At 44.4% G+C, this 17,102-nt stretch carries 16 protein-coding genes; 8 read left to right on the forward strand and 8 right to left on the reverse strand.

What is annotated here, in order from left to right:
* Positions 1–35 precede the first annotated feature (35 nt).
* Together aac(6') and N4J56_RS06260 are read left to right on the forward strand one after the other, a co-directional pair.
* Positions 36–488, forward strand: coding sequence for an aminoglycoside 6'-N-acetyltransferase (gene aac(6') / locus N4J56_RS06255; RefSeq protein WP_410500437.1), 453 nt, complete (start codon positions 36–38; stop codon positions 486–488).
* 75 nt (positions 489–563) lie between these two features.
* The gene (locus tag N4J56_RS06260; protein WP_317105674.1) at positions 564–1,148 is read left to right on the forward strand and encodes a Uma2 family endonuclease; all 585 of its coding nucleotides are present in this window, start codon (positions 564–566) and stop codon (positions 1,146–1,148) included.
* A gap of 38 nt (positions 1,149–1,186) precedes the next feature.
* On the opposite strand, the gene N4J56_RS06265 is transcribed toward N4J56_RS06260, so the two are convergent.
* The gene (locus N4J56_RS06265; protein WP_317105675.1) at positions 1,187–2,533 is read right to left on the reverse strand and encodes a gluconate:H+ symporter; all 1,347 of its coding nucleotides are present in this window, start codon (positions 2,531–2,533) and stop codon (positions 1,187–1,189) included.
* A gap of 933 nt (positions 2,534–3,466) precedes the next feature.
* On the opposite strand from N4J56_RS06265, the gene N4J56_RS06270 reads away from it, so the two are divergent.
* The 4 genes from N4J56_RS06270 to N4J56_RS06285 all read left to right on the forward strand — a co-directional run bounded on the left by N4J56_RS06270 (position 3,467) and on the right by N4J56_RS06285 (position 7,938).
* Positions 3,467–4,783, forward strand: coding sequence for an ABC transporter substrate-binding protein (locus N4J56_RS06270; protein WP_317105676.1), 1,317 nt, complete (start codon positions 3,467–3,469; stop codon positions 4,781–4,783).
* Positions 4,784–4,895: 112 nt separating this feature from the next.
* A complete protein-coding gene (locus N4J56_RS06275) occupies positions 4,896–5,804 on the forward strand; it encodes a carbohydrate ABC transporter permease (RefSeq protein WP_039717513.1) in 909 nt (302 codons plus the stop codon).
* A 2-nt stretch (positions 5,805–5,806) separates the two neighbouring features.
* A complete protein-coding gene (locus tag N4J56_RS06280; protein WP_317105678.1) occupies positions 5,807–6,673 on the forward strand; it encodes a carbohydrate ABC transporter permease in 867 nt (288 codons plus the stop codon).
* Between the two features lie 161 nt (positions 6,674–6,834).
* Positions 6,835–7,938: an ABC transporter ATP-binding protein gene (locus N4J56_RS06285; RefSeq protein WP_317105679.1), complete on the forward strand. Its 1,104-nt coding sequence runs from the start codon at positions 6,835–6,837 to the stop codon at positions 7,936–7,938.
* Between the two features lie 44 nt (positions 7,939–7,982).
* On the opposite strand, the gene N4J56_RS06290 is transcribed toward N4J56_RS06285, so the two are convergent.
* Both N4J56_RS06290 and N4J56_RS06295 read right to left on the reverse strand, forming a co-directional pair.
* Positions 7,983–8,885, reverse strand: a complete 903-nt coding sequence (locus N4J56_RS06290; RefSeq protein ID WP_317105680.1) for a S1 RNA-binding domain-containing protein — start codon at positions 8,883–8,885, stop codon at positions 7,983–7,985.
* Between the two features lie 177 nt (positions 8,886–9,062).
* Complete coding sequence (locus tag N4J56_RS06295) at positions 9,063–9,803, reverse strand: dienelactone hydrolase family protein (RefSeq protein WP_317105681.1); 741 nt, start codon at positions 9,801–9,803, stop codon at positions 9,063–9,065.
* 149 nt (positions 9,804–9,952) lie between these two features.
* Between N4J56_RS06295 and N4J56_RS06300 the strand changes: the two genes are divergently transcribed.
* Positions 9,953–10,936, forward strand: coding sequence for a GntR family transcriptional regulator (locus N4J56_RS06300; protein WP_317105682.1), 984 nt, complete (start codon positions 9,953–9,955; stop codon positions 10,934–10,936).
* A 108-nt stretch (positions 10,937–11,044) separates the two neighbouring features.
* Positions 11,045–11,713, forward strand: coding sequence for a nitroreductase family protein (locus N4J56_RS06305; RefSeq protein WP_317105683.1), 669 nt, complete (start codon positions 11,045–11,047; stop codon positions 11,711–11,713).
* 155 nt (positions 11,714–11,868) lie between these two features.
* On the opposite strand, the gene N4J56_RS06310 is transcribed toward N4J56_RS06305, so the two are convergent.
* The 5 genes from N4J56_RS06310 to N4J56_RS06330 all read right to left on the reverse strand — a co-directional run bounded on the left by N4J56_RS06310 (position 11,869) and on the right by N4J56_RS06330 (position 16,825).
* Complete coding sequence (locus N4J56_RS06310; protein WP_317105684.1) at positions 11,869–12,789, reverse strand: alpha/beta hydrolase; 921 nt, start codon at positions 12,787–12,789, stop codon at positions 11,869–11,871.
* An 83-nt stretch (positions 12,790–12,872) separates the two neighbouring features.
* Positions 12,873–14,213 carry an ATP-dependent protease ATP-binding subunit ClpX gene (gene clpX, locus N4J56_RS06315; RefSeq protein ID WP_317105685.1) on the reverse strand — a complete coding sequence of 447 codons (1,341 nt, stop codon included), beginning with the start codon at positions 14,211–14,213 and terminating at the stop codon, positions 12,873–12,875.
* A 10-nt stretch (positions 14,214–14,223) separates the two neighbouring features.
* Entirely contained in the window at positions 14,224–14,922 is a 699-nt protein-coding gene (gene clpP, locus N4J56_RS06320; RefSeq protein ID WP_410500302.1) for an ATP-dependent Clp endopeptidase proteolytic subunit ClpP, read from the reverse strand.
* A 255-nt stretch (positions 14,923–15,177) separates the two neighbouring features.
* The gene (gene tig, locus N4J56_RS06325) at positions 15,178–16,617 is read right to left on the reverse strand and encodes a trigger factor (RefSeq protein ID WP_317105686.1); all 1,440 of its coding nucleotides are present in this window, start codon (positions 16,615–16,617) and stop codon (positions 15,178–15,180) included.
* 1 nt (position 16,618) lies between these two features.
* The gene (locus tag N4J56_RS06330) at positions 16,619–16,825 is read right to left on the reverse strand and encodes a hypothetical protein (RefSeq protein WP_317105687.1); all 207 of its coding nucleotides are present in this window, start codon (positions 16,823–16,825) and stop codon (positions 16,619–16,621) included.
* Positions 16,826–17,102 lie beyond the last annotated feature (277 nt).

Consider the following 17,102-nt stretch of genomic DNA (forward strand, 5'->3'; position numbering starts at 1 on the left):
AGGAACAGAAAAATTAAAGAGGTAAAATGCCAAACGTGAAAATTGTCAAAGTTACTCAGGAGGATTTTCATGAATGGCTAAACTTAGCATTAAAACTGTGGTCAGATGAATCAGTTGAAGAAATGCAAAGAAGTCTGACAAATATTCTCCACTCTCCTCGGGAAGCAGGATTTTTAGTCAAAGATGATAATGACAAAGCAATTGGATTTATGAATCTTTCGCTGCGCTACGACTATGTTCCAGGTGCGACTCGGAGTCCTGTTGCTTATGTAGAAGGGATTTATGTAGAAGATGAATATCGAAAACAAGGTGTAGGTACACAACTAATTCAATATGCTCAACAATGGGCAATTGAATGCGGATGTGTGGAGCTTGCTTCAGATGCTTTATTGGAAAATACGGCAAGTTATGATTTTCATACAAAAGTAGGGTTTCAAGAAGTAGAAAGAGTTGTCACTTTTATCAAACAAGTAACATCTTCTGACTGATAGTACTATTGTAGGTGCGCGATCGCTAATCCTTGGCAGATTCTATTTTTTTCTAGAGCGGGATGAAATTACATCATGACACCAGCACTCGAACAAAGAACCTACACACCTGAAGAGTATCTCGAACTAGAAGTTGCGTCCGAAACCCGCAACGAATACCGTAATGGAGCAATTATCCCAATGGCAGGAGGTACACCCGCACACAACCGCATCAGTGGAAATCTTTATATCGCTTTGAGCGTCGCTATGAGACGTAAGCCATACGAAACATTTCATATCGACCAACGGCTTTGGATTGGCGATCGCAACTTATATACATACCCTGATGTCATGGTAGTCGAAAAGCCTCTCCAATTTAAAGAGGGACGCACAGATACATTAGTTAATCCATGTTTTATTGCCGAAGTCTTATCTAAATCGACGCGAGACTACGACCGTGGTGAAAAATTTGTTGCTTATCGTACCATTAATACTTTTCAAGAATATTTACTAATCGACCAGTACAGCATCCATGTAGAACACTATGTCAAAACTGCTACTAATCAATGGTTGCTCTCAGAATATGACGATCCTAACGTGACGCTATCTTTTAGGGTTTTTGAATTTCAAATTCAAATTGCAGATCTTTATGAGAATATTGAGTTTTCAGCTTCTAATTAATCGATTAGTAACAGAAAACATCCAAATTTCAAATCTTGCTACACGAAGAAACTGATAATAAACACAACTAAAAATCCCACGCAACCAACGATTGTTTCCATTACCGTCCACGCCCGCAAAGTTTCTTTTTCTGATAATCCTAAATAACGGCTAACCAACCAAAAACCCGAATCATTGACGTGGGAAAGTACGGTTGCACCAGAGGCGATCGCAATTGTTATCAAGCCTACCATAGGCGGCGAATATTTCCCCGCTTCAATTGCTGGAGCCATGATTCCTGCTGCTGTTACCATCGATACTGTAGCTGAACCTTGGGAGACTCGCACGGCAGTTGCAATTAGAAATGCTAGCAGAATTATTGGTAAATTTGAGGCTGCCATTGCCCTAGCTAAAACATCCCCAACACCACTGGCGACTAAAACTCTACCGAATACACCCCCAGCACCCGTGACTAAAATAATTAATCCTACTGGTTCTAGCGATTTGGTAGCAATTTGTTGCACTTCATCAAGGGAATATCCGCGTTTAATTCCTAAAACATAAAAGGAAAGTAGGGCAGCAATCATTAAAGCTGTAAATGGGTGTCCTAAAAAGGTAAGGAAGTTCCGCAAAAAGTTTCCTTCTGGCAAAATGACTGTAGAAACAGTATTGAGCAGAATTAATATTAAGGGAATAGCAATGATAGAAACTATCGTACCAAAGCGAGGTGGTTCCTTGCCGAGTTCGTGCTTTGGTGCTTCAATTTCCATGTATTCTGGAACTGTAGCGTGAATTTTCCCTGCTATATACTTACCGAAAAATACACCACCGAAAATCGTAGCAAAAATCCCAGCGATCGCACCAAATAAAATTACCCAACCTAAGTCTGCATTAATTAACGAGGCGACTGCAACAGGACCAGGAGTGGGGGGAATGTAGCTATGACCGATCGCCAATCCAGCCGTCAGGGGAATGGCATAATATAACAATGACTTCCCCGTGCGTTTTGCTAAACCGTACACTAAGGGGATGAGAATAATTAGCCCGACATCAAAAAAAACGGGAATCGCTACGATTAAACCTGTTAAACTCAAAGCCCATTGAGCTTTATCTTGACCGAATTTTTTCACTAACGTAGCTGCTAGCACTTCCGCGCCGCCAGATACCCGCAGCATTTCACCAAACATCGTCCCTAAGCCTACCACGATCGCGATAAAGCCGAGGGTACTGCCCATTCCCTGCTGGATCGTTTCGGCTATTTTATCTAACGGTATACCCGCTGCTATGGCAACAAACAGACTCGTCAACAGTAGGGCAACAAATGCTTGCAAGCGCACGCCAATGACGAGAAATAAAAGGAGGGCGACACCTAGCATCGCCACAAAAATTAATGCACCAGGAGACATAATTAGTTATCAGTGACCAGTGACCATTTTATTTTGACTTTTGACTTGTAACTTTTGACTAGCTATCAGTTGACCAACTACCAATTACCAATTTAAAATCTAATTTTGCTTATTTTCGAAGATTCAGAGTTGTTTTACTTCTATCTTGAGATTCATTCTTAGCTTGACAATTTTAGCTGCAATGCAACTAAATTAATAAGCATTTTTAGTCAAGACAAATTTAATAATTTTTAATTTATTTAAGAGAATTAATACATACAAAAATTAATATTTGAGTTTTGGCAGCGATCGCCTTCAAACAATCTATTTTTTAATAATAGACATGCTATATAAACTTACTTAGTCATATTTCTTAAAATGTTTTGATAGTAAAAATATACATAAAAGTTAATATTTTAAAGCAAGCAATTTTACTAGAAGCGATCGCCTAACGAATGTTTATTAGCTAAATTTATATGTACTTTACAGAATTTAACTCTAAATAGGGTTGAAGTGAAAAGTAAATTCTCATCAGCGGGAAGACTATCACTTTATTCGAGCAAGAAACATACGCCCTGAGACAGTTTATTGCGATCGCCTCCCTATATCTTGAGAGAGTTGTAGTCTTAATTACAATTAGATTATTTTATAAATTGCGGGATAATTTGCTAATACCATAAGTAATTTTAACTAGAAAATTGCGACTTAGAACGGGATTGAAGTCAGACTCAATCTAAGCAGGAATAAACTGGTAAAATCGTTTCATGTTGGTTTAGTACAACATAGTTGTTGATTTACTTCAACACCAATAGCAAAATTTCTACTGGATTGAGTGCTTGAATATACTCAGTCTAAAAGCGGATGCGATCGGCGATCGCAATTTTAGTTAACCAAACGATCGATTTTCAATTCAATAACATTTCAATTCACATCGATTGAACTCTTAACATCACAATGGATCGTCAGTCAAAAAACAAACTGCATACTCTCCATCAAAAGCTGAAAAAGTGGTATCGATGGATGCTGCTCTTCGTGCTGTCCCTTAGTATCATCCTGACAGCATGGATAGTGATGGCACAGCAACCAGTTGTCTTGAATACCTTAATTCTTGCACCCGATGTCAAAGATCTACGAGCAGGAATGTTTCAAGACTTTGAGAAAGAAAATCCAGGGATTCGCATCAATGTCATTGAAGGACCGAATGCGGCTAATTTAATTGAGGACCTTTACTCTTCAGCTTTTCTCTTAGGTGAATCTCCTTACGACTTAGTACTTTTAGATATCATTTGGACACCAAAATTTGCGGCGGCTGGATGGTTGATGGACTTGCAAAATCGGGTAAGTCCAGAGGAATTAAAAGCATTTACAGTCCAAGATATAGAAGCAGGAAGATACAGGGATGGATTATATCGCATCCCAATCCGTGCAGATGTTGGCATACTCTACTACCGCGAAGATTTACTCAAAGCAGCAGGATTAAAACCGCCAGAAACCTTTCAGGATTTAATTCAGGCATCTCAAACTTTACAAAAACAAGATAAAGTCGATTGGGGTTATGTCTGGCAAGGACGGCAATATGAAGGACTGTCAGCAATGTTCGTTGAAGTTCTTGAAGGTTATGGCGGATTTTGGGTAAATTCAGATACACAGGAAGTTGGGCTAGACAAACCAGAGGCAATTCAAGCAGTCCAGTTTCTCCGCAGTACGATTGAAAAAGGTATTTCTCCACCAGGGGTCACAACATACATTGAAGAGGACACTCGCCGCCTATTTCAAAGCGGTCAAGTTGCCTTTTTAAGAAACTGGCCCTATGTCTTACCTTTAGCAAATGAAAAAGGTTCTCAACTTAGAAATCGAGTAGCTATTAAACCAATGGTTCACGCCCCTGGAGAAACAAGCGGTGCTTGTTTAGGAGGCTGGGGTTTTGGTATTTCGAGTAACTCGACCCATAAAGAAGAGGCTTGGAAAGCCCTGCAATACTTTATGAGTCGGGAAGCGCAAAAGCGATTTATCTTAGGGGCGGGATACGTACCCAGCCGGAAGGAATTATTTACCGACCCAGACGTTGTGGCAAAATATCCCTACTTTCCAGAGTTGCTGCAAATTGCTCAAAAAGCAGTTCTGCGTCCGGCAATTCCCCAATACGCGCAAGCTTCTGATATTTTGCAACGTTACCTCAGTGCTGCCCTTTCCAACCGTATGAGTCCCGAACAAGCAATGGAAGCGGCTGCTAAAGAAACCCGCACTTTATTAGGTCGAAATCAAACTTAAGAAAAGTCAAAAGTTAAAAGTCAAAAGTAATAACTACAAATGACAAATAACGAATGACATAGAGCAAAGCCCTTCTCGAAGGGTATGACGAATGACAAATGACGAACACAATATGAAACTCGATGTCGTACAAAAAAGAGAACAGAAAACTGGATGGATCTTACTCTTACCAGCATTAATTGTCATGTTGGTAGTGTATGCCTATCCAATTTTACGAGCGTTTTGGCTGAGCGTCTTTACGCAAAACCTGGGAACTGAATTAGAACTGGTGTTCTCCGGTTTGAGTAATTACGGGCGGATGTTCAACGACGGGCGATTCTGGCAAAGTTTGTGGAACACCACCGTGTTTACAACCGCTTCCGTGTTGTCAGAATTAATTTTAGGTATTGGTGTCGCTTTGGTACTTAACCAAGCCTTTAAAGGACGGGGAATTGTGCGGACAATTACCTTAATTCCTTGGGCTTTGCCAACAGCAGTCATGGGGGTTGCGTGGGCGTGGATTTTTAACGACCAGTATGGTGTCGTTAACGATATATTACGCCGCTTGGGATTCATTGAAACAGGGATTAGTTGGTTAGGAAATCCGACACTGGCAATGATTGCGGTCATTTTAGCTGACGTGTGGAAGACAACACCATTTATTGCATTGCTGTTGCTGGCTGGGTTGCAGTCAATTCCTGGCGACTTGTACGAAGCGCATTCTTTAGATGGTGCGACTCCGTGGCAGAGTTTTTGGAAGATTACCGTCCCCTTGTTAATGCCGCAAATAATTGTTTCTTTGTTGTTCCGTTTTGCTCAAGCTTTCGCTATCTTCGACTTAATTCAAGTTATGACTGGCGGTGGTCCTGGTGGGGCAACGGAAACGGTTTCAATTTATATCTACAGTACAGTGATGCGTTATTTAGATTTCGGCTACGGTTCGGCGTTGATTGTTGTGACATTTTTGATTTTAGTCATTGCTGTAGCGATCGCATCCTTCCTCTTAACCAGAGCGCGGGCTAATGCCGCAGGAGTACGTTAATTATGGCAATTGCACAATCGCGATCGCAAGCCAAAGCAGGGATAAATTGGCGAGCCATTTGGCTGCCAATTGCTGTAGGTTTAGTTGTCATATTCTTCCTCGCCCCCGTGCTGTGGCAGGTATTAACTTCCGTAAAAGTTAACGAAGACATCTCAGCCGTTCCTACAGTTTACTTTCCCACTCGCTTCACCTTCGAGCATTACGCATCTCTATTTACCCGTCGTCCATTTGGACTTTACATTTTAAATAGTGCCTTTGTTTCTATTACCTCTACCCTACTGTGTCTAGCTTTTGGCGCACCAGCAGCGTATGTTTTGGCACGGTTGCGATTAGTGGGTAAGGAAGTTATTCTCGCGATCGTCCTAATCGTTACCCTATTTCCCACGGTATTACTATTTCTAGGACTCTTGGAAATCGTTCAAGTCACCAATTTAGCCAACAACTTTTTAGCGCTAATAATTCCATACACGGCGATTAATTTACCTCTAACCATTTTGGTAATGCGAAGTTTTTTCCAACAACTACCTAAAGATTTGGAAGATTCAGCGCGAGTGGATGGATACAACACATTTCAATTACTATGGAAGATTCTATTACCCATGACTCTTCCTGCTTTAGTGACGACAGGAATTCTTACTTTTATTGCTGCTTGGAATGAGTTCATTTTTGCCCTAACATTTATTTCGCGAGAATCAATGAAAACCATACCCGTAGCAACTGCTCAATTGAGTGGAGCTTCGGTATTTGAAATTCCTTACGGACCCATCGCTGCTGCAACCATTTTAGGCACTCTACCTTTAATTCTCCTCGTACTCTTCTTCCAGCGCAAGATCGTTCAAGGTCTGACTGCTGGAGCTGTTAAGGGATGAGGAGCGAGGAGCGAGGAGCGAGGGAAAAATGAGGGGACAAGGAGGACAAGGGAGCGATAACTAAAATCTGCAATCCGCGCATCCAAAATTCTCTCACTCCTCACTCCTCACTCCTCACCCCTCACTCCCCACTCCTAACTATTCACTACTCACTTTTAAAAATGGCTAAACTCGAACTCAGAAATTTAAATAAAACTTATGCTCCTAAAGTTGTCCCAGTTAAAGATGTGAGTTTGACTGTGGATGATGGAGAATTTTTGACGTTACTCGGTCCTAGTGGCTGTGGTAAGTCTACAGTATTGCGGATGATTGCAGGGTTAGATGCCCCAACTCGCGGACGCATCTTTTTGGGTGGGGAAGATATCACCTCCAAACGACCAGGCGATCGCAATATGGCGATGGTATTTCAAAGCTATGCTCTCTACCCGCACATGACGGTAAGCGAAAACCTCGCTTCTGGACTGAAGCTGAAAAAAGTTTCTCGCGCCGACATCGAACAACGGGTAGCGGAAGTTAGCAGACTATTGGGACTGGATGAGTTAATGAACCGCAAACCAGGACAGCTATCTGGCGGACAAAGACAACGGGTAGCTGTCGGTCGGGCGCTGGTACGTCAAGCTCAGGTATTCTTGTTAGACGAACCCCTAAGTAACCTCGATGCGTTATTGCGGGAACGAGTCCGCGCCGATCTCAAGCGCATATTTGCAGCCCAAAAAGCCCCTGTAGTCTACGTCACCCACGACCAAACTGAAGCAATGACGCTTTCTACTAAGGTGGCTTTGCTCAATGATGGGTACTTACAGCAACTCGACTCGCCCGATCGCATTTACAATCATCCAGCAAATCGATTTGTCGCAGGATTTGTTGGCAGTCCCCAAATGAATTTGCTTACTTTACCCTGTAAAGGTAGATCGGCAATGCTGGGAGATTTTCAAATTCCCCTACCTGACTTGCCCACCATACCACCAGAAATTATTTTGGGTATCCGTCCTGAAAACGTCGGCATTGCTCGACCTGGCGATACTAGCTTTGTCCGAGGGCGAGTCAACGTTGTGGAAAACTTGGGAATGAACTATTTGGTCAATACGCGGGTCGAAAGTCACAGCGCCCCAACGCAGATCGTGCGGGCGTTGCTACCCACAGACCGTCGTTGGAACGAAGAGGAAGAAATTGCTCTTACCCTACCACCTCAACACCTGCACTGGTTTGACGTTCAATCTGGAGATGCTTTAATTGGGCGGCAGATGGCAGGAGTTTATTCGTAATTTGTAAAGGTAGAGACGTTACATGTAACGTCTCTACCTTTATGTCATTCTTCGCTGACTAACTTTCTGGCTTTATTGGCTCTCGCTTCAGCGTTTGTCATCACTTCGTCCATCTTCTCTTGGATTTCCCCTGGATAGTTTTCTAAGACTTTTGTGGAAAGAGAAATTCTGCCTCTACCTTCATCCAAATCGATAATTACTGCTTTGATTTCCTGCCCAATTTTAAACAGGGCGGGTAGAGAAGCGGTATAGTTTTGGCTTACTTGCTTGATGTGGAGTAGACCGCTGACTCCATTAAGATCGACAAACACACCAAAAGGCTGAATGCTGGAAATTTTACCTGTAGCGAGTTGACCGATCTCCAATTGGCTGAAGCTACTGGCGCGAGTCGCTAAGCGATTGGAAAGGACGAGTTTTTTATTGTCGTAATCGACTTCCAGAAAACTAGCTGTCAGGGTTTGACCCTTGAGCGATTCCATGTTTTCTTTTTCAACTAAATGCGATCGCGGAATAAAACCTCTCAAACCCAGCACGTCTACTGTCACGCCACCCTTATTTGCTCCTGTCACTCGTACCTGCACTGTCTGGCGATTCTCTTGCATCTGCTCGATGCGCTCCCAAATGTGCTGAATTTCTAACTGACGGCGCGATAAAGTGACCTGTCCATCTGCATCTTGGTCGCGGATAATCAGAAACTCTAGTTCCTCTTGCAAAGGTATTACGGTAGATAAATCCGTAACTTGTTGTAGGGAAGCTTGATCTGCTGGGAGAAAAGCAGCGGATTTACCACCAATATCGACATAAGCGCCGTTGCTGTCGTATTGAAAAACTTTACCGCGTACTGTTTGCCCTTTCTGGAACTGATAATCATGTTGTTCCAGTGCTTTAGCAAAATCCTCCATCGAGAACGATGAGCTAGATACAGATGGGGTCGAATCAGATTTCATAGGAATACAAAAAGGGAGTCGAGAGTCGTAGGGGCGGGTTTTTACAGGATATCCGTGAAATAACCCAGAATTCTGCGAATAAACCCGCCCGTACAGGAGTTGGGAGTTGTACTAATAGTTAATTGCCATTAACCATCAACCATTAACCATTAACAATTACGAATTACGAATTACGAATTACAAATTATTAAACAGTTGTTTCACTTGCTCCCAGGCATCAGCTGTAGCTTCTGGATTATAGCTTGTGCGGCGATCGCAGAAGAAGCCGTGACCTGCTCCATGATAGCGAAAGATCTTATAAGAGATGCGATGTTTAGTAAGTTCGGCTTCAATTTGGTTTATATGGTCGGTAGGGATGCTCCCGTCCTCCAAGCCAAAAAAAGCATAAATTGTGCCGGAAATCTCGGATGTACGAGTTAGGGTAGGAGAACCACCACCAGGAGTACGGGTAGGAATGCCAGCCCCATAAAAAGCCGCAGTCGCTTTAATATCTGGTAAAGTGGCAGCTAGATAAGCGACGTGACCGCCAAAACAAAAGCCGATGCAACCAATTGCGTTTGGTTTGACTTGAGGTAAAGCTTTTAAGTAGGCGATCGCGGCTTGGATATCGCTTAACAGTTCTGACGCTTTGGTTTGCTCCCAAGCATATTTTCTTCCCACTTCCAATTCTTCTGGAGTATAGCCAGTCTCAAAACCTGGTGCGAGGCGTTGAAATAACGCGGGAGCGATCGCCACATATCCTAGCTTAGCAATTCTTTCCGTAATATCCCGGATGTGGGAATTAACTCCAAATACTTCTTGTAACACAACAATCCCAGGATACGTCCCATCTACTGTTGGTGCTGCTAGGTATGCATCAATATCCAAACCGTCAGCCGAAATTTTGACGTGATTTGTCTGAATTTCTTTATCTGTCATGATGGTATAGATTCAGTTATCAAGGAGTGGTGCGTGGTACGTGGGCAAAATTCGGAATTCGGAATTAATGCGTGAATTTTGAATTTTGACTTGCTCCCTCAGCCCTCTTCCCCCGACTCCCGACTCCCGACTCCCGACTCCCTAAAAAAATGGTTCAATTTCACATTCAGCCAGATAGCGATATTCCTGCTTCTACTCAACTTTACAATCAAATCCTTTATGCGATCGCCTCTAGACAGTTTCCACCTGGACAGCGTTTACCCAGCACGAGAGCTTTAGCAATCCAGACTGGTTTGCATCGCAACACTATTAGTAAAGTTTATCGTCAGCTGGAGGAAGATGGTTTAGTCGAAAGTTTGGCAGGTTCGGGCATCTACGTCCGCGCTCAAGCTCATAATAGCAGCCCCCGCTCGTCTTCCCCCGTGATCGAAAAGTATCCCGCAGCAGAAAAGATTGTCCGACGCAGTTTAGAGGAATTACTCAAGTTAGGCTGTTCGCTCAACGAAGCACGGGAAGTATTTATCGCTGAAATTGATTGGCGATTGCGTAGTAGCGCTCAAGTCTTGGTGACGGTTCCAAGTGATGATATCGGTGCGGGTAAGTTGATGGTGGATGAATTGCAAAAAGCATTGGGTGTCTCCGTTCAGCTAGTTCCGATTGAGGAATTAGCAGCAATTCTAGAACAAACACCTTCTGGTACGGTGGTGACGAGTCGCTATTTTATTGGTGTTGCAGAAGCGATCGCCTCACCTAAAGGAGTGCGCGTCATTCCTGTAGATGTCTACGATTACAGTCAAGAAATTCAAACTTTGAAAAAATTACCAAAGGGTAACTGTGTAGGAATCGTCAGCCTCAGCTCTGGCTTGTTAAGAGCTGCTGAAGTAATTATTTATAGCCTGCGGGGAAGCGAACTACTAGTACGAACAGCCCAAACAGGAGATAGCTATAAGCTTAATGGCATTGTCAAAAGCGCCCACTTAATTATTAGCGATCGCGCCAGTTATACTGCTGTTAGAGCCGCCGTTCAAGCTGCGAGAGAAAACATTATTCGCCCGCCCCAACTCGTTTGTTGCGAAAATTATATTGCCACTGACTCAATTGATTCTCTCAAACGCGAGTTAGGGATTGATTAAGAAATGGTTGATGGTTGTTAGTTGCCATGCCCGATCGCCAATAACTGTTTAAACTTAAATCATTTATACTTAAAATATTAGATTAATACTCAATATTTAGTAAACAAAATGACTGTAGACATTCATCCTTCCACTGGTTTGAAAGAAGCGATCGAGCAGCGCCGTGCGGCTAGAGCGTTTCGTTCCAATCCAATTCCCGAAGCAATTCTAGAAGCAATTTTTCAGATAGGATTACGCGCTCCCTCCGGCTTTAATCTCCAGCCTTGGCGGTTCATCGTCGTACGCGAACAACAAAATCGCGACAAACTGAAAGCCTGTGCCTTTAATCAGCGCCAGGTAGGGGAAGCCCCAGTCGTATTAATTTGTTGTGGCGATCGCGCCAGCGCTGAAATGGAAAATATTGAAGCCGTCATCGCATTAGGTTCGGAAGTGGGAGCGATGAACGAAGACTTTGCCACCTATATGCGATCGCAAATTCCGTCTTTCTTTGAAAATCATCCCAGTTTCGAGTCGATGGAAGCTTGGACGAACCGCCACACCATGCTAGCTGTCGCCCATCTGATGTTAGTTGCTAAAAGCTTCGGCGTTGATAGCTGCCCGATGGAAGGCTTTTCTACAGCACAAGTCAAAGAAGCCTTTAATATTCCACCCCAAGTTGATGTTTGCTGTTTAGTCGCCCTCGGCTACGCTGCCGAACCTTTCAAACAATACGGTGGACGCTTCAAAAGCGATCGCGTTTGTTTCAGCGAAACTTACGGCGAACCAATTCAACTGTAAAGCTCAACCAGTAAGGAGCGTTTTCCTCGCCTCCTACAAATTAGCTTGTATTCCCTTTGCGCCTACTCTACGAGAAGCCGCTTTGCGTCTTCGCGTCTTTGCGTGACCTTAAATTAAATCTAAACGAGAATGATGCAGTTTATGCCAAAAGAAAGTCAAATTGCCTTTGCTCCAGATACCGGAAGCGCCAAAAACTCCTGCACTCGCTGAAGGTAACTCTGAGGATCTTCCAGCATGGGAAAGTGAGCCGTATTGGGGATCGTCACAAACTCAACGCGATCGCTCAATGCGGCTGCCTGCTTGCCCATCGCCGCCGGAATAATCTTGTCATACTCCCCAGAAATTAATAACGTCGGCACTTTCAGACGGGTAAACTCCTGTGGCATCACTTCTGCTGCTGTCTTGCTGACGGAAGTAAAAATCGTTCCCAAAGCTGCTTCGTAATCCGCTACCAAAAAATCTTCTAGAAACGCTTGGCGTTCGGCAGCAGGAATCGAACGATGGAGAAACCGCGCCATAAACATGCGATCGACAAATGGTATTTTCTTCAACCACTGGGGGCGGAACTTGACAACATAACCGCCAAATTTATGAAAGGCAGCAAAAGCCTTCTCGTCATACTCAAAGATGCCGCTACAAGTAAGAATCGCTTTTTCTACCCGTGCTGGATAGCGATTGAGAAAAAATGTTGCTACCGACGCTCCCATCGAATGAGCGTTAAGGTATACCCGATGTAATTCCAGCCGATCTAGCAATCCTGCAAGATCTTCGGCGTACTCTTCTAGCTCGTAACTTAATTCAGCGATCGCCTCAGCTTGTGCTTGGGGTGACTCTGCCTCAACTACATCAACGTTAGCGGCAGATAGGGCAGGTTTCCCGCGCGATCGCCCAAATCCCCGCATATCATACAACAAGCAATCAAACTGTGCCGACAGTACTTGTGCCGTACTGCGCCAATAACGAGCTGAACCAGCCCAGCCATGCAGAAATACCATTACAGGTTTATCTTGTTTGGCTTCCGGTGTCCGAATCCACTCGTAGTAATGCTCAACGCCACGGACTGAAATATAAGCCATCTATTGTTTGTCCTTTGTCATTTGTCATTTATCATTTGTTAGTGGCTTGGGGCAAATGACAAATGACGATTGACCAACGACCATCAAGCCGATTCCGGTTTGGGCAATGAAGACGGATGCAGCAGCAGTTCGGCAGTAGAGCGTTTCTCTACCATTTCCCGCGTCACCGCACAACGAGTTAAGTCTTTGCGCGATGGCAACTCGTACATTAACTCCAACATGAGTTCTTCTACAATTCCTCGCAATGCCCGCGCCCCAGTCTTGCGACGATAAGCTTCTTGGGCGATCGCCCGCAGGGCTTCAGGTTTGAACTCTAGTTGGACGTTATCCATCTTCAGCAATTTTTGATACTGCTTGACTAACGCACTCTTAGGCTGAGTCAGAATTGCCACTAACGCTTCTTCATCCAATGGTCCGACTACAGCTACCATTGGCACGCGCCCGATGAACTCGGGAATCATACCAAATTTTACCAGATCGTCCGGCTCTAAGTGGACGAGAATATCCGCCGTCCGCTTTTCTCGCGATAACCCTTCCCCTGGCTGAATGAAACCTATTGACTTTTTGCCAATTCTCTGCTCTACCACTTTTTCTAGACCGACAAAAGCTCCACCGCAGATAAATAGAATGTTGCTAGTATCGATTTGGATGCAGTCCTGGTAAGGATGTTTTCTCCCCCCTTGGGGTGGAACGTTCGCCACCGTGCCTTCCAGCATTTTTAGCAGCGCTTGTTGTACGCCCTCTCCCGAAACGTCCCTGGTAATTGAGGGATTTTCACTCTTGCGGGCAATTTTATCAATCTCGTCGATGTAAATAATGCCTCTTTGGGCTTCCTCTACATCTAAATCGGCAACTTGCAATAATCTGAGTAAGATGTTTTCTACATCCTCGCCAACGTACCCTGCTTCTGTCAGTGTCGTGGCATCGGCAACTGCAAACGGTACGTCAAGAATTTGCGCTAAAGTTTGTGCCAGTAGAGTTTTGCCGCAACCGGTCGGACCAATTAACAAAATATTAGATTTTTGTAGCTCTACGATATCTTCTGCACCAGCTTTGCCACTATTATTTTTCGACTGCACTAAGCTCAGGCGTTTGTAGTGGTTGTAAACTGCTACCGATAAAACTTTTTTCGCCTCATCTTGACCGATAACGTGTTCGTCGAGATGTGCTTTAATCTCGCGGGGTTTGGGAATTTGGTTGAGCGAGATCCCCCCAGTTCGACTGCGCCGCTTTGGTGGTGGTTCTGGACGAGGCTGTTGGGGTGCAGCAGCAGTTGAGTCTAATAACTCCTCATCCAGAATTTCATTGCACAAATCTACACATTCATCGCAGATGTAGACTCCCGGTCCGGCAATCAGTTTCCGTACCTGCTCTTGCGATTTGCCGCAAAATGAACACTTTAAATGGGAGTCGTACTTAGACATAAGAAGCCTCTTACTTCACTGATGTGACTGCTTCGCCCGCTTTGGGGAGATTTTGCTTAGAGATCGTTTGGTCGATCAACCCGTAATCTTTTGCCTCTGCTGCCGACATGAAAAAGTCGCGTTCCGTATCGGCTTCGATTCTCTCCAAGGGTTTACCTGTGTGGTAGGCGAGGATTTCATTTAATCGCCGCTTGTGGTAGAGGATCTCTTTGGCTTGGATCTCAATGTCAACTGCTTGTCCTTGAGCGCCACCGAGGGGTTGATGGATCATGATTCGCGCGCTGGGGAGAGACATCCGTTTTCCGGCTGCTCCGGCTGCGAGCAGAAACGCTCCCATACTAGCTGCTAATCCAAAACAAATAGTAGCAACATCAGAGCGAATCTGCTGCATTGTGTCATAAATCGCCATACCAGCCGTGACCGAGCCGCCTGGAGAATTAATGTAAAGATGGATATCTTTTTCTGGGTCTTCAGCTTCTAAGAATAACAACTGAGCCACGATCGAATCAGCAACAGCATCATCGACTGGAGTACCCAAAAAAACAATCCGCTCTCTGAGCAATCTAGAGTAAATATCAAAGGCACGTTCTCCCATGCCTGATTGCTCCACTACCATTGGCACGATGTTGCTAGGACCCGTCATAGAGTTTAGCTCTAGATGTTTGTGGCTGCTAATGAGTGGATAGTATGAGGACTGAGATACAAGCATAGATAATTGTTCCAGAAGTAGAGCCAGATGCAGTGCATTTAACTGGCGCTGAAGGCGATCGCACTTTTCACCAGTGGCTTTGCTATCTGTTGACTATTATGCCTCATGAATTAGGGGTAAGGGGTAAGGGGTAAAGGGTAAGGGAAAAGTTAAAAATCAAAAGTCAAAAGTCAAAATTTGCTTACATCCCACTCCCGACTACGCGGCTCCGATGCGGAGGATACCTCCGCCTCCACCCGCTTCCCGACTCCCCAATCACTCAGCTTCATCAGCTTCAGTTGCTTCTACTGTTATAGTCGCTTCTGACGCTTCTGGCTGGGTCGATGCTTCTAGAATTTCCGCATCATCAATTTCATCCTCTTCATCGTCCTGTAAAGAGCCTTCTGGTACGAGTTCGATCGCGGAATGTTCTTCTAGCCAAACAAAAATCTTGTCTGTTAGCAGTTCTTCTTGGACGACTTCTTTGAGCCTGTCTCGATCGATATCTTGACCGGAGTATTCAGCCATTAGCTCTTTGACCCGTGCTTCCACGGCAGATGGATCGACTTCTATTGACTCTTTTTTCGCGACTTCCTGTAGAGCTAGCGATCGCTTCAATCGATCGATCGCTTCTGGACGCGATCGCTGTCTTAGCTGCGGCACTGTATCTTTAGTAAACAGTTTCTTGACATCAATTCCTTGTCTTTGGAGCTGCATCGCCGTTTGCGTCAACAACGAATCGACTTCTTGCTCGATCATCGTCTCCGGTAAATCGGCTTCTAGATGCTCGATCAGATCGTCCAACAATGCCTGTTGCTTATTTGTCTTAGTTTTCTTTTCTGCTTCTTCGCGAAAACGAGTTTCTAGCGTCGAGCGCAATTCTGCCAAGGTTTCAAATTCACTAATTTCTTGAGCAAAATCGTCATTTAGTTCCGGCAACTCTTTCTCTTTTAACTCTTTCACGGTTACCGTAAACTTTGCTGGCTTGCCTGCTATTTCTTGCTGAGGATATCCTTCGGGAAACTGCGCCGATATTTCCTTTGTTTCCCCTGGACTCATACCGACAATGCCATCTACAAAGCCTTCAATAAATCTTCCTGGTGATAGCTCTGTTTCAAAATCCGTGGCTGAGGCTCCTTCGATCTCCTGTGGTTCTTCACCTTCTGCTTCCGGTACGAGATAGCCCTTGAAGTCTATAATGACTACATCTCCCATTTGCGCCGCCCGCCCGTCTACTGGAATTAAGGTAGCTCTTTCCTGACGATTTTCTTCTAAAACTTTTTCTACCCTTTCTGGGTCGTATTTCACTTCCTCTGCCTTAACTTGTAAGCCACTGTACTGCTTCAACTCAATTTCCGGCAGTACGTCCACCGCCGCAGAGAAAGTCAGGGGTTTTCCTGGCTCAAACGCACCAATCAAATCCTCAAAAGAGGAGCGCAACTGAGGTTGACCGATCGCTTCTATTTCTGCTTGCTTAATGGCTTCCGTAATCCCGCTTTGAATTAACTCTTCTAATGCTGCTGCCTTGATCCGCGTTGTTCCTAGCCGTTGCAATAAAATTTGGCGCGGCACTTTACCTTTACGGAACCCAGGAATGTTGGCGGCGCGGGTGAAGTTTTGAATTACCTGCTCGTAACTCTGCTGAGACTTGTCGGCGGGAATTTCTATTTCCAGACCAATTTGACTGGCGGGAAGCTTTTCCTGGGTGACTTTCATTTTAATAGAGGATATGTAACTGATTGTTTTTTACCTGCTGAAGTACCACACTAGCACTAGTTCTACCCCGATCGCCTAATGGCATAAAGCTGATGTAAGCTGATTTCTGCCATTGGGTCAGTAGATAGGCTATACGAGTAAATACATAATTCACATTGCTTGCAGGTATTGTAGGAATAACGAGGCATTTAGCGGCTGTGACCGACATTGCTTGCCTTGAGTGAGGACGACTTCTAAAGCGTTTTAGCTTTTCTGTTTGCTTGGCTCTCGACTTGCTCGGACAAATAACTGCTCTGAGGTATAGTTGCTAGACGTAACTAGTCATCTATAGACTATACTGCTGGAACACCTGTTATGAACTGAATGCATTCTCCTCAATTTTCTGATAAGATGCCAGCTTATATGTGATGATAATTGTTAAAATCATTGGAACTTTTTGCGGCTATCCGCCCCAAGCCGCCAGCGATCGGCGAAAGCCGAAGGTT

This window comes from Chroococcidiopsis sp. SAG 2025 (assembly GCF_032860985.1).
In the GTDB taxonomy this organism is placed as follows: domain Bacteria; phylum Cyanobacteriota; class Cyanobacteriia; order Cyanobacteriales; family Chroococcidiopsidaceae; genus Chroococcidiopsis.

Coding starts and splice junctions, on each gene's coding strand:
- N4J56_RS06310 (WP_317105684.1), bottom strand. CDS start 12,789: ATGGCTTATATTTCAGTCCGTGGCGTTGAGCATTACTACGAGTGGATT.
- N4J56_RS06300 (WP_317105682.1), top strand. CDS start 9,953: ATGGTTCAATTTCACATTCAGCCAGATAGCGATATTCCTGCTTCTACT.
- N4J56_RS06305 (WP_317105683.1), top strand. CDS start 11,045: ATGACTGTAGACATTCATCCTTCCACTGGTTTGAAAGAAGCGATCGAG.
- N4J56_RS06260 (WP_317105674.1), top strand. CDS start 564: ATGACACCAGCACTCGAACAAAGAACCTACACACCTGAAGAGTATCTC.
- N4J56_RS06290 (WP_317105680.1), bottom strand. CDS start 8,885: ATGAAATCTGATTCGACCCCATCTGTATCTAGCTCATCGTTCTCGATG.
- N4J56_RS06285 (WP_317105679.1), top strand. CDS start 6,835: ATGGCTAAACTCGAACTCAGAAATTTAAATAAAACTTATGCTCCTAAA.
- N4J56_RS06265 (WP_317105675.1), bottom strand. CDS start 2,533: ATGTCTCCTGGTGCATTAATTTTTGTGGCGATGCTAGGTGTCGCCCTC.
- N4J56_RS06280 (WP_317105678.1), top strand. CDS start 5,807: ATGGCAATTGCACAATCGCGATCGCAAGCCAAAGCAGGGATAAATTGG.
- clpX (WP_317105685.1), bottom strand. CDS start 14,213: ATGTCTAAGTACGACTCCCATTTAAAGTGTTCATTTTGCGGCAAATCG.
- N4J56_RS06330 (WP_317105687.1), bottom strand. CDS start 16,825: ATGTCGGTCACAGCCGCTAAATGCCTCGTTATTCCTACAATACCTGCA.
- N4J56_RS06275 (WP_039717513.1), top strand. CDS start 4,896: ATGAAACTCGATGTCGTACAAAAAAGAGAACAGAAAACTGGATGGATC.
- N4J56_RS06270 (WP_317105676.1), top strand. CDS start 3,467: ATGGATCGTCAGTCAAAAAACAAACTGCATACTCTCCATCAAAAGCTG.
- N4J56_RS06295 (WP_317105681.1), bottom strand. CDS start 9,803: ATGACAGATAAAGAAATTCAGACAAATCACGTCAAAATTTCGGCTGAC.
- tig (WP_317105686.1), bottom strand. CDS start 16,617: ATGAAAGTCACCCAGGAAAAGCTTCCCGCCAGTCAAATTGGTCTGGAA.
- clpP (WP_410500302.1), bottom strand. CDS start 14,922: ATGCTTGTATCTCAGTCCTCATACTATCCACTCATTAGCAGCCACAAA.